Raw genomic sequence first — 12849 nt, forward strand, 5'->3', positions numbered from 1 at the left:
GCACAGGCAAAAAAGATCCCCGTCGCCGGGGATCTTCTGATCTGACTGTTAGCCCGGATAAGCGGGGAACTTCTCGTCAGGGTGCTTGGACTTCCATTCTTTATAGGCGGCCGTGCCTTCCCAGGCAGCAAATGATCTAGGCGTGCGGCCTCGGCCTGACCAAGTCTCTTGCGTGTGAGGCAGCCAATACTTGGCTGCGACGGCCTTCTTGGGACCAGCACTCTTGCGGGGCTGACCTGCGCTTGCCGCAAGTGAAGAGGAAATCTCAGCTCTTTGCTTGGCGTTAAAGTTCTTAGCGTACTGAGCAATAAGGTTCAAGATCTCCGCGTGGGCATCAGACGTCTGCTCTTGACGCAGTTGACCCTCTTGGGCCTCGAGAGCTTGGAGCTCTTCTTGAAGCTTTTGCTTTGCGGTGAGGATGGAGTCAAGTGTCGGCTTTGTCATAAGTGATTGGCCCTTTTAAATGGTTGCAGTCAAATTGCGGCGCTTTCGAAGTGGAGGCCGAAAGGTTCCGCTCTATCGTTAGGCTCTGATGGCGCTAAGCAGGCAGCGCTCTGGGTGCACCTGCAAAGCTATGAGCGCCTTGCAATGGCTGCTATCAAGTTCTCTAGGATCAAGCCGATTATGACATGCCCAAAGCATGTATTGGGCTCCGCTCAGTGCCATAGCCGAACTTGCACGGAGTGTCATTTCATCCAGCCGTTTTATTTCATTTGGACCGTGTCCCGCGTTCCAACATACGGTTGGGTTCCTGGTCCGCTTGATGTTAGGAGAAGAGCCCGATGGAAATTGAAGCGGAGACGCCCACGTCGCGACCAACTGTCCAGGTTGCCGAGATGGAGGAGGGCACCAAGAATAGCTTGCGGATGTTGCCCGTGGTACAAGGCTGCTTGAGGGCCGCCGAGGCGGCTGTAACGGGCGGACGGCCTCGATACCCAAGCAATGCAAAGCTTGCCACGCTCATGGATGTCACGTGGAACGGCTTGGAGCTAATGCTGGCTGGGGGGAAGCTGATCTCAAAGCGTTTGGGGCTCGCTTTGCTATTAGGCGTCGCGTTTCTCGTCTATGTTTCCGTGATGGAAGGTGCCACGACTTGGCCTTTCACCCCGCTCTGCTTGCTCTTTGGGGGAGCGTGCGTCGTTCTGTCTCCGCCGAGCCGGATCGCACTGTTGGACGTGAAGGAGAGCGCGGTTGACCGAGTCGCTGACTTCATTGGAGCGCAGAAGCTTAGTGAAAGGTCGCTTATCACCCTCGACGGCGCGATTGAGGCAGCCTTGGCCAGAAGCACGGCTTGGACCGGAACGCTGCGCGGCTTTATGGCGATTGTGTGGGCGGTACTGTTTTGGTTCCTGTGCGAGCGGGTTTTCGGGCTGGATCTCAAGCCCGATATCCGCTCGCATGGAATGACCTGGGCTGCGGCCGGTTCGCTGGGACTGCTTGCTGGGCTCGGTCTCTTTTCTGCCTACAGCGCCGCAGCCAGCGCCATCCATTTCACCCTTCGACTTGGCTTGGCCCAGGCAAAGATCGACTTGGCTGCTAATCAAATATGAGCATCTGCTCGCGCGCCAGTCCATCGTTTCGCTGTGTGTAAAGTCGGTCTGATCCATCCGGTGGAGGCTTTAGGCGATCGGCCGTCAACTGCGGATGCCTATGCCTTTGCTGCCGTTGAGCAAACCGTCTGTACCTATCATTTCAGCCTTCCTGGACAAAGGGGGCTAAGAGACGGGAAGACTCTCAGGTGAGCGGAGAGGTGCTCGCGGCCATAGTGATGGAGTCGCGACTGACCGAGCGGCAGATCCAGCGCGTCTTGGTTGGCTTGTGGCGTGTACTAGTTCTTCACTGAGGGCATTCGAGCGTTTTCACCTCAATGTCCTGCCTTCTACGCTGAGCACTCCTTCCAGATAGGGAGCGGAAGGCTAGAGCCCCACCGCACGCTGCTGCGGTGCGCGGGTATTGACAGCCACTGCATTTGCCTTAGTTGTGGTTGCCTTTAATGGGGCAGAACAACATGTCAAGAGATGAAAAGCAAAAAGCCAAAAGTGCTCAGATAGGAAATGGATCGCACAGGGGGCGCGGAGACCCGGCCGGAAAACAAATCGGCTGCCATGCTAAAAATCATCCTATGCTCGTCGCAAGCGAGGGGCAGCAACGCGCAACAACTGTCACAGGGTCCATCATCGCGCGCGCACCGTTGGCGCAACTTAGGTTCGAGGAAGGTAGACCGGGCGATGTCGTGGGGCCTGGTCGGGGAATGCGGATTTTTCGGGGTCAGGAATCACCTCGGCCAGCTGAGCCTTCCGATAGCTAGCCCTTGCGATCTCGGCATTCGCGTCCGCCCCGATAGACTCGAAAGAGTTGGCACGGCAGATGATCATATCGTGTCCTTCAACACGGAGCTCAAAGTAAGCGCTGACGCTGCGTCCAGCGCTGTTGATCCAGCTCACCTGAACAATCTGGACACCCGTGCTCGGGTCGTGGAACCTAATCATCGCACTGCAAAAAAGCAGTGGGTCATCGGGGAGGTTGGCAAGAATGTTGCCTGCGCTTTGTGGGCTTTCCTCGAACGAATAATCCTGAGAAGCCTCTTTAAAGAACGCGTCTTTGTCAATAGAAATATAAAGACCCAGAGGAATCCGTCCTTCCTTCGGAACCACCAAGAAGCCCAGCGGTCCAGTGTTTGATGTCACGTTGAAGCAATATGCCAGATGTCTTTTTACGTTCTCATCCATGATCTTATAAATCCCGGTTTGGCTGAGTTTGCAGCTTACCAGCGCAGCATCGCCCAGTTGCAAACGTCAGAGTGTCAGGCGAGCCGCTGGTCCATCCATCGCAGTTCAAAGGTGCGCGCGGTTCCCTGGCTGAGCCGGCGACTTCCGTCTGAACAGCTTGGCTCGCCACATGTTCGCTCTGCGGTCGGGGAAGGGCAGGGACGGCAGCCACGAGAGAGCTCGTGAGCTGCTGGGCGCTACCCACGGCGTGCCGGTATCTAGCCGACTCGTTACCCCGCACACAACGTTGCATCAGCGTGTGCGTCGGCCGTAGACTCCAAGGACACTCACCAGGACACAGCCCGGTTTGAGTTCTGTAGGAAGATCAATGGTTTAGGGGTGGGGACGTTTAGTCCCACTCTCTCCGCCAATCATGCATAAGTCGCTGATTCTAAAGATGAATTTGTGGTGCTTTTTGATGGGCCGGCGGAAGGTATGCAGAGGCAACGCGCCCATACGCAGCCACGCCATTTGAGTCGGTCCGAGACCGGTCGCTGGTCCTTCGCCCAGCGTGTCCCCGTTGAACTTCAAGTCGTGCTCGGCCGCCGGCTGATGAAACAAGCGCTTCGAACGAAAGAACCGTCGACGGCTTCCGTGTGTGCGGTCGTGCTGGGGCGCAGGCCATGTTCGGCTCTTCGCACTATTGAAGGATCAACGCGTGGCCAGGCTCAGCAAAGCGGATGCTGACCTGCGCATTGATTTGACGAGCGCTGAGAACGTGACGTCGCCCCCGGCCTGGGTGGCGGGCGGGTTTATAAGCCGGCACGGTCGAAGCGATTGGAAGGCGGCGTAGCATCGCCTGGGAGCTGCTACGTGGGCGTCCTGACGGCGTCGAACTCGTGCGTCTTGAAGGCCGACCGGCGGCGCGCTACCTCAGCAGAGCGCCGTATTCACGGAAAAACTGCCAAAGGCGGTCCTGGTTGCGCTTGATTTTTGAGCGGGATGGGCCCGCTTGTTAGGAAGCCAGTAAACATACTGACGAGCAACCGGCAGTTGTGCGGATGCGCACGGCATAACGCAAAAATAGACTCGATGCTCCCAAGTGGAGCTCGACATGTCATCTAAGCCGATGGGTATGGCAAAGGGGACGGGGGATGTCTGCACCGCCGCACAGCCGGGTCAGTGTGGAACCTGTGGATGCTCCAGATTGTGGCGCTCTCGATGGGGCTCGCGGCTGAGCGCGTTGGCGTCCGCCTGCTTCATGAGCTATGCCACTTTTGCGGCCCCGCCGGACGACGGGGTGGAGCCCTTGCCAACCCTGTCCGGAACGACGCTGCTGACCGCACCGTCGGAGGGGGCTGGGTGCCAAGGCATCCAGACCAGCCCTCGCGTGGTATCGCTGTGCGACGGCGCCACCCACGCGCTTCCTGACGCGACGATTCCCGGGACGACCTGGGACGTGGTCCGGGTGGGGTATGGCACCACGGCTACGTTCAACGGTTACAACATTGTGGCAGAGATACCGACCGGCGGTGCCGGCTTCTTCAGCCCAATCACCGTGTTCAGTGGGCCGGACGGTGCTTATGCGGTCGCAACCGGCACATTCACCAACACCACGATCTACATGGCACCCCAGTCCCTGGCCAACGCCATCGCGACCACGGGGGGCGTGCTCAACCTGGAGGCGGGGACGGTAGTGGCCCTCAATCCCGCCAACACCTACTCGCCGACCATGACGCTCGCAGCACTGACGGCGTTCGGAGGCGGTGTGGTCAATGCGAACGGAACGGTGGTCAACTTGCCCACCACCTTGGCCACCGCGTTCCAGATCACCAACACGGGCCCCGGTGGTGGGTTGCCTGGTCAAAGCGCGCTTGGCCAGATCAACGCGTCGAACATGACCGTCACGTTGGGCGATGGAATCGCTGGCACCGGCCGGACCCGTGGAGCGTTGGTCGGGGGCGAGGCCGAGTTGAACCTGACCGACAGCACGATTACCGCAGGCAACTACTCGCTCGGTATCTACAACTACTTCGCCGGGTCCTATACAGGCGCCATCGCAGGCTCCCGATCAAATGTCCTCCGCAGCTCGATCACGCTCGGCAATGACAGCGTTGGGTGGTGGGGCAATGGCGCACTCGCACCGGCCCGCCTCACCGCCACCGACAGCCAGTTCAACGTCGGCACCGGAAGCTGGGGCCTCTTCATGGCCACGGGCGCTGTCGGGCGCCTTACGAACACGACGGTTTCAGCAGGTGCGAACAGCTTCGGTGCCCTGATGCATGACGGCACCAGCCTGACCATCGATGGAACCAGCGCTATCACCGCGACCGGAGCAGGGTCTGTCGGCATTCGGAACGACTCTGGAGCCGTCGTGTTTGGCCCGGGCACTCCGGGCATCACTGGAGGTGATCTCGGCTTGAATGGCCTCGCCGCAAGCACCTCCGAGCTTCAGTCCGGCAGTTCGCTGCGGGTAGGTGTAGGACAAGAGGCAGCGACGGCCATCCAATTGGACGCAAGCACGTTCGCTGGCGCCGCGGGTTCGTCATTGGCCGTCTCGGCAAGTGGCTCAACGGGCACCGGCATCTCCCTCACCAATGCTGCTGTCTTCAACCATGCGGGCACCATTGCCGTCTCCGGCCCCGGCACCGCTCTCTCGGCGAACGGCAGCGGCACGAGCGCAGTGCTGTCGGGTGGAGGAACTGCCAGCGGTGGTGGGGCGGGCGCCCCGGTAATCCAGGTCAGCGACGCAGCAACCTTGGACGCGACCAACGTGGTGGTGAACTCTGCGGCTACTGGCGCGGCCGTGCCTGCCCTGTTGCTCACGGGAGCAGATGCCTCAGTCCGGTTCGCCGGCGGGCGCCTGAGCAATGCCCAAGGCGGCACGGTAACCATCGAAGGAACCGGGGCGTCGGTTGATCTGAGCGATACCCAGGTTGGTGGCAGTGGGCAATGGTTGGACGTAGGCCCCACTGCCAGCGGCCCCGCGGCGGCCGATGGCACCCTGACCATCGCCCGCTCCACGCTGACAGGCTCCGCTCAGACGGCCCTAGGCAGCACGTCCTCAGTCACGCTCATCGACAGCACGTGGTTCCTAACCGGCTCGTCGGTGCTGACGAACCTGGTCAACGACCCCAGCGTGATCGATTTCGCTCCCCCTGTCGGCCCACCCACACTGGCCAGCAGCTACAAGACGCTTACCGTGAACAGCTATGCCGGCGATGGGAGGCTGGCGATGAATGCTTGGCTTGCGGCCGATGACTCGCCCTCTGATCGCTTGGTCATCCTCGATGGCACAGGGACGGGGCCGGGCGCCATCCAAGTGCGGAACACTGGCGGGGCAGGGGCGCTCACCGCCGCAGACGGCATCTTGTTAGTGCAGGCGGTCAACTCGACCACAGCCGCTGATACGTTCGCACTTTCGGCCCCCGTCGTGGCCGGGCCGTATGAGTATTTCCTTTACCGCGGAGGTGCCAGTGGCGTCGGCTCCGCCGACAACCAGAACAGCTGGTTCCTGCGGTCGACGATCGACTGCGCCGCCCCCGGTGCTCCGGTCCCGCCATGCCCAGCACCGCCGACCCCTCCGCCCGTTCCGCCGCCGACACCCCCTGTTCCACCGGTGCCTCCGACGCCTGCATATCGGCAGGAGGTGTCTCTTGCCGCAGCGTTGCCGGTCATGTCCGCGCTGTATGGCCGGGCCCTGGTTGACACGCTGCATGAGCGCGTCGGCGACCAACACCTGCTGAGGCAGCGCACCGATCTGGACGAAGACCGGACCGGCTTGAACGGCGCGTGGGTGAGACTGCTGGCCCACGACGGCGAGCGGGACGGCGGTAACCAAGGAATTTACGGAAACCGTGGCCCGGGCTTCGATTACCGATTCCAAGCGCTTCAAATTGGGTTGGACTTCTACCGCTCCATCGACTCGGAGGGCAACCGTCAGCACGCAGGCGGCTACTTGGCCTACGGCAAGGGCAAGGGAGACGTCCGCCACAACCTGCTGGATCATGACTTCCACGCCGGCAGCGACGAGTTCGATGCCCGCACGATCGGCGCCTACTGGACCGGGTTCAACGCCCGCGGCGGCTACCTGGATGCCGTGGCCCAATACACGTCATATGACCTGCGCGCGCGATCGACACGGTCGCCCGACACCTTCACCAACGGCAATGGCACGGTTCTTTCGCTTGAGGGTGGGTGGCCCTTTGCCTTGGGATCGGGGGACACTGCGGAAGAACTGACGGGCTGGAGAATCGAACCTCAAGCGCAAGTGATCTGGCAGCGCGTGGAGATCGACGACTTGGTCGATGACATCGCGCGCGTGCGTTACAGCGATGGCGATTCAACGGTGGGCAGGTTGGGCGTCCGGCTCAACCGCATCGGCAGTAGCCAGGGCCGCAACGGCCGCGCCCGCGCCAGCGATGCGTGGCTTCGCCTGAACGCGTGGCATGAGTTCAACGGCTCGCCCAGGACAGAGTTCTCCAGCGCGACGGGGTATGTGCCTTTTACGGCCGACCTCGGCGACAGCTGGGGCGAAGTTGGTCTGGGAGGCACGTGGCAGGTGAGCGATACCGGCTATCTGTTCGCCGACGTGGATTACACGTGGAGCTTCAACGGCGATGAGACATCTTGGAACAGCAAGGTGGGCATGCGTTGGAACTGGTGACGAAGACGAACAGGGCAGGGCGGGAGTTTGCAGCGGCGCTGCCAAGCCCCCGTCGTGTTTGCCGTGGACATCGATCGGCTGTGGAATTACAGCCATGATCGCCTGAGGATGGCCTACACGGAGTAAGCCCCCACAGCATGGCGCCTCAATGAAAAAACTGGCTTTGATCGCACTTTTCCTCTCCATCTGCTTCACCCTTACCGGATGCATCGCCCCCTTTCGCGTAAAAGCGCGTGCTTATGCGACTGCCGAGATGACGCCGCCGCACGTCCTGGCCCTCCGCCGGCGCCCCCGCGGTAACGAAGGGATGAGCGGTTGCAGGGCTGTAATCGCGCGGCCAGCTCGATCACCACGGGTACTGACCGGCTACCTATGAGATGCCGGGCTTGAGCGCGTGATCAACAGAAAGGCCCCCTACTTGGGGGCCCTCTTGCTGAAGCGGGAGCATTGATGGCGGATATTCCAGTTCGCTACGACGGCGATACTGTCGTGCTGAGTCACTTCGCTCAGGATCTTTTGGTTTCCGTAGCAACAACCACCGCTGTCCATCACGACAATGCGAAGACTCGCTCAGTGTCCACCCCAAGGCCTTGCTTCGAGTTCGACGCGAAGATTCCTGGAAAGATGAGCGGGGCCCCCATCCTTGGAGGCGATGGGGCAGTCATCCGCGGGAAGCGAGTGTTCTCCTGGTTCCACGACGTTCTTGACCCGAACTTAAGAGACGCAGCAATCGGACCGAGGGGATGGCCGTCCTGCTACTGCTTTTCCCCCGTAGACGTTTTGACCACGGCGGGGGTGGTCCAACGGCCATCCAGCAACGCCGGCTTGGGACGGTAGTAGCGCATGAACATCACGAACGGCCCGTCGGGTGCCGGCAGCCAATTGGCCTGCTTCTCTTTTCCTGGCGATTCGGCCTGGATGTAAATCGTCAGTCCGCCATCTGCGTCTTTCTTCAATCCCGGCAACATCGGCGAGTTGATGAGATAGCGGTTGAGTGGATTCTTGACCAGCAACTGCTGCGGCAAGCCATACATCGTGACCGACCAGAAGGCGTCCACGGGCGGCAGCTGGTCCTTGGCAAAGCGCAGTGTGTATGCACCTTTGCTGCCGTCCAAGGGCTGCCCATCGGAATCCTTGTCCAGGATCGGATACATCGCCTCTTCGCGGGAGTTCGCGCCGATGCCTACCTGGGTGCCGGTGGCACGGGCGACGTAGTCGTTCTTCAGGAAGTCCCGGTTGCCGAACAGGGCATCGGTCTTTCCCCCCAGCGACGCGCGCTTGTCATCGATCTGTTTCTGCCCCTCGGCCATGCCCTCCTTGAGCGCGGCCTGCATCGGCGGCGGCAGGCGGTTGGCATCGAATGGTTTGCCAGGCTCGACGCCCAACGTGGCAAAGCGTGCACGCAGGGCAGACTCGCTCGGATGCGGCGGCTGCGCGAACTGCAGGAGGAAGGCCAGCTGGTTGAAGAACTCCAGCGACGTGCGGTCCTGCGCGGGCGGTGTTGGTTTGATCCATGCGATGGCTGGCGCGGGCGGCGGCGCCGGCGTACCCGCGAACGCTGACAACGGCTGCACCTTGTAACCGGCCTGGATCTTCTTCACGTTCTCCAGGTCGGCGGCGTTGAACAGTTGTGTGCGTCCAACCACGCTGACCAGGTCGGTCTCAGACCGGATCACCTTGCTGATGCCATTGGGGGCCTCGCCCTTCCAGCCCGGCCCTGCAATCAGGAAGCTGCCGCCGTCATTGCCGGTAGTGCGACTGCCGATGTAGTCGAAATTGAAGGTGTAGAGATCCATCAACTGGAAAACGAAGTAGCGGTCTTTCTCCATCTTCGGCACGGTAATGACGACCGGCTCCGCCCGCAGATCCAGCATGGCGAAGGAATAGGGCGTATCCGAATTGGGCGTGACGAAAGCGGTGTCGTCCGGGGTGAACACCCGGGCGATGTTCAGGATGGAATTGAACGGCCCCTTGTACTGCGGGTTGGCGGTATCGACGTTGAACGCGTAGACGGTCTTGTAGGTGTCCACCATCGGGACACCGTAGACATACGCGTCCCTGGCGGTCGTCCTGGCTTCGTCCAACGCTGACGCGTCTGCCGGCGCTTGCGCGGACGGAGTCGGTTGGCTCGCGCTGGCGGCCGGGTCCGTCTCCTTGCCGGACGATGCCCGTTCGTTACAAGCACTGAGCGTCATGCAGCCAGTGAGGACAAGGAGCAACCCGATCCCCGGAGCAGACGGAATTCGATGATCGTGCATGCGGTATCTCCTGGGTGGTCTAGTTCGCCGACATAGGTCCTGCGCGAATCAAGGCGTGTGTGTCTGAACCGGCTGCAAAGGAGGCAGGTTCCACTTGCCTTCGATGGCGGCTTGGCTCGGGCCGTAAACCCGCCCCACAGCGCTGTAGGGACCGGCCGGCGCGGGCAGCCAGTTGCTCTCCTTTTCCTTCCCGGGCGAGACGTGGCCGATATACAGGGTCAGCCCGCCATCGGGGTCATACTTAAGCCCGGGGGTCCGGTCGCCAATCGAATAGCGCTTCAGTTCATTGGCGTAGAGGAACCGGTCCGGCAAGGTATACAGCGTGACCGACCAGAAGAACTTCGCAGGCGGGAGGGCATCCTTGCTGAAGTGGATCATCGAAGGCGTATTGCCGTCGCCTACATACCCGCCGTACCACGCTTCCTCGATGGAGTTTCCATACAGCCCCTTCTCGGCGGCAATGGAACGGGTGAGGTAGTCGTCCTTCAGAACCGCGCGGGATCCGAACAGTCCGTTGGACGATAGCGTTGCTTTGGCCTTCTCGGCCATTGCGGCCTTTGCATCGGCTACGCCCGCATCGATCGCCGCCAGGCGAGCCTGACTCAGGGACGTGGCGTCAAACGGTCGTCCTGGGCCGATCCCGATCTTCGCGAAACGCTCCATCAGACCGGCTTCGCTCGGATTCGTCGGTTGGGTGAACTGCAGCAGGAAATTCAGATAGCCGATGAAATCGTGGGAATGGACCTTATCGGCGTCATAAGCGGGGAACTGAATCTCCGGCGCCGCCGGAGGGGCCTGCGTCTTCAGATAGCTGCTCAAGGGCTGCAGCTTCATCCCTTCCTGGATCTTCTTGACGTTGCCAATGTCGTCGGGTCCGTTCAACGCGGTGCGCGTGAGCGTCAAGACCAGTGAGGTCTCCGAAGGAAACACCTGCTTGATGCCAGCGGGCGTATCGCCCTTCCAGCCGGGACCGGCGATCAGGTAGCTGGCGGCGCCGTTGCCGGTGGCGCGCGAGCCGATGTAGGCAAAGTTGTAGGTGAAGAGGTCTACCCACTGCTGAACGTAGTAGCGTCCCTCGGGCACCTTGGGGACGGTAACGACCCAGGGTTCAGCGCGCAGATCCAGCCAGGCCCAAGAATAGGGCGTGTCGTTGTTGGGGGTCACGACATCGTGGTTGTCCGGCGTGTAGAGCTGCGCGTAGTGCCTGAACTTGCCGAAGCCGCCGACGTATTCGGGCGCATCAGGCGAGGCCACTTGCTTGTAGAGCGTGTTGTAGTTCTCGAGCATTGCAAACGCATAGATGTAGGCATCTTTCGCGATCGCGCGCGCCTCTGCGTCGTCTTGTTCGTTTGCCGAGGCCGATCGTGTATCTGGAGCCGTGGATGGTTCCGCTCGATTGGGCTGGCTCTCAGGCCGCTGGCATGCTGGAAGAAGCAGGACTGACATCAGCAAGAGCGACGAACCACAAGGCATTGGGCGCATGGAAATGGGCTCGATTGGGCGGGGTAAAATGAGGCCCTGGGTGATGGCCGCTCGCAGGCTTAGCTGGCTCCGCTGGTCGATAGCCATGCGGTTCCAGTCCCGCGAGCAGGGGCATGAAAAGGCCTGTCTCCACTGTGTTCTCCCGGCCACAGGACTGGCAAGAGCGTATTCACTGTGTTGCGCTCAGTATTTCTACTGGCAGTGCGGGTGAACCTCGGGGCCTGGCTGATTCGATCTTTTCCTCGTCTACCTGAACCGGGGCTTCTACCGTGCGGTTCTTCTGTCGATTCGAGGAGAGATCACCCCAAGCGCCTCAGCCTTACGCACGAGTTCAACAGTCCCGTGGACACCCAATTCCTGCATCATCGCGTATTTGTGTGATTCAACCGTTCGGACGGAGAGCCCCAGTTCATGCGCGATCTGCTTGGCGCGCAGGCCCCGTGCGAGAAATTCGAGCACGCGCAGTTGCTTGTCGGTCGGGGTGTATTGCGGGGTTGCGCCATGAACGATGGCCTGCGCGGCGATGCTTGAAGATACATATGTGTTTCCATCCAGAACCGCTGTAATCGCACAGATCAGTTCCTCCCCGGCAGCGCTCTTAAGAACGAAGCCGCGCGCGCCTGCGCGGATGGCATCGGCGGCCAGTGATGGCTCATCGTGCATTGTCAAAAATACGAAAGGAACGTTGCAGCCTTGTTCCATCATCACTTTCATTGCATCGATTCCGCTCATGCCAGGCATGCTAATGTCCGCGACCACCACGTCGGGCGGGTCGCGCTCGACCGTCTCGATCAGTCTTTCGCCGTCGGCCACCAACACGATTGACTCGAACGAATTCATCAGCAGCCGCTCGATCCCTTGGGCCACCAGGATGTGGTCATCCGCCAGCACGACACTTCGACCCCCACAGCAGGGGTCCTCAAAGACCGCGAGATCCATGCGCTCCACTCCTCCGCCAAGGCTGTTCGGGGTTGCACGGATACAGACCACTTCAGAGTGGCTTATCCCTGCTCAGGAACCTGGATACTGGTGGTTGAGCAGGTGATGGAGTCGTGAATTAATCCATCAAGCGGGTGATTTCCAGTATGGATGACGGAGCACATTTCTCGTTCCGTGATGCTTGCACGTTTGGGATGTGACCTCCGTGCTCGGAGGAATATGATGTGCCGCAGAGTGGACCACATCCCAGCGCCTTCTTCCGTCACCACATGCAGCCGTATGAACGGTTAAGAACATTGTCGGATTTCTCGGCAGATCTACACACAACGTCAACCTGGCTCGGTGGAGCGGACTCAATAAGGTCGATTCAACGGACAAGCGTCTACGCTCATGTTTGAAACCGGCTTGAGTCAGCCAGCACTCGGCGAACTGGCCGCGCTGATACACGGGCAGTTGCACCGGAGGCTGGTAGTGAGCGAGTGTGCTGTCCTTCCCGCGCAGATGGGCGATCGCTTCGCGGTGCTCGTAGAACTTTTCGAGAACAGGCACTACGTCGATTTGTCGTGGAGCGTCACCTGTAAGTAAGGCGATGTCGCTATGAGAAGCTCCGCCAGCGCTCAGATTGGTTACCAGCGTGTGCGGAAACGCATGGAACCTGACGCCTCTTCCAAACCCTGAGTTCTTCAAATATCGACCGAACTCGGCAAACAGCGTTTGGCTGCCGTGTGCGTTTTTCTCACCGGTTTTGCAGTTCGTCCCAGCGGCGACGTCCCCCCGAGATTGAGTAGCGAAGCGG

General features: G+C 60.6%; 8 protein-coding genes. 3 read left to right on the forward strand and 5 right to left on the reverse strand.

The features are described from left to right. Nucleotides 1-48: 48 nt before the first annotated feature. A complete protein-coding gene (locus C0R07_RS18790) occupies nt 49-444 on the reverse strand; it encodes an H-NS histone family protein (RefSeq protein ID WP_102789657.1) in 396 nt (131 codons plus the stop codon). Between the two features lie 338 nt (nt 445-782). Between C0R07_RS18790 and C0R07_RS18795 the strand changes: the two genes are divergently transcribed. Further along, nucleotides 783-1550, forward strand: coding sequence for a hypothetical protein (locus C0R07_RS18795; protein WP_102789658.1), 768 nt, complete (start codon nt 783-785; stop codon nt 1548-1550). 651 nt (nt 1551-2201) lie between these two features. Here C0R07_RS18795 and C0R07_RS18800 read toward each other — a convergent pair. Then, complete coding sequence (locus C0R07_RS18800; RefSeq protein ID WP_146027642.1) at nt 2202-2729, reverse strand: hypothetical protein; 528 nt, start codon at nt 2727-2729, stop codon at nt 2202-2204. A 474-nt stretch (nt 2730-3203) separates the two neighbouring features. On the opposite strand from C0R07_RS18800, the gene C0R07_RS20260 reads away from it, so the two are divergent. Both C0R07_RS20260 and C0R07_RS18810 read left to right on the forward strand, forming a co-directional pair. Next, complete coding sequence (locus C0R07_RS20260; RefSeq protein WP_319624164.1) at nt 3204-3455, forward strand: DUF6538 domain-containing protein; 252 nt, start codon at nt 3204-3206, stop codon at nt 3453-3455. Between the two features lie 514 nt (nt 3456-3969). After that, entirely contained in the window at nt 3970-7374 is a 3405-nt protein-coding gene (locus C0R07_RS18810) for an autotransporter outer membrane beta-barrel domain-containing protein (protein WP_167390415.1), read from the forward strand. A 755-nt stretch (nt 7375-8129) separates the two neighbouring features. On the opposite strand, the gene C0R07_RS18815 is transcribed toward C0R07_RS18810, so the two are convergent. The 3 genes from C0R07_RS18815 to C0R07_RS18825 form a co-directional block, all read right to left on the reverse strand. Beyond that, nucleotides 8130-9632 carry a DUF1254 domain-containing protein gene (locus tag C0R07_RS18815; RefSeq protein ID WP_254427899.1) on the reverse strand — a complete coding sequence of 501 codons (1503 nt, stop codon included), beginning with the start codon at nt 9630-9632 and terminating at the stop codon, nt 8130-8132. Nucleotides 9633-9680: 48 nt separating this feature from the next. Next, complete coding sequence (locus C0R07_RS18820; RefSeq protein ID WP_217350036.1) at nt 9681-11201, reverse strand: DUF1254 domain-containing protein; 1521 nt, start codon at nt 11199-11201, stop codon at nt 9681-9683. A 177-nt stretch (nt 11202-11378) separates the two neighbouring features. Continuing rightward, nucleotides 11379-12053 (reverse strand): response regulator, encoded by a 675-nt coding sequence (locus tag C0R07_RS18825; RefSeq protein WP_102789662.1) that lies wholly within the window; start codon nt 12051-12053, stop codon nt 11379-11381. Nucleotides 12054-12849: the final 796 nt, after the last annotated feature.

Source organism: Stenotrophomonas bentonitica (assembly GCF_002887735.1).
GTDB classification, from domain to species: Bacteria; Pseudomonadota; Gammaproteobacteria; order Xanthomonadales; family Xanthomonadaceae; genus Stenotrophomonas; species Stenotrophomonas bentonitica_A.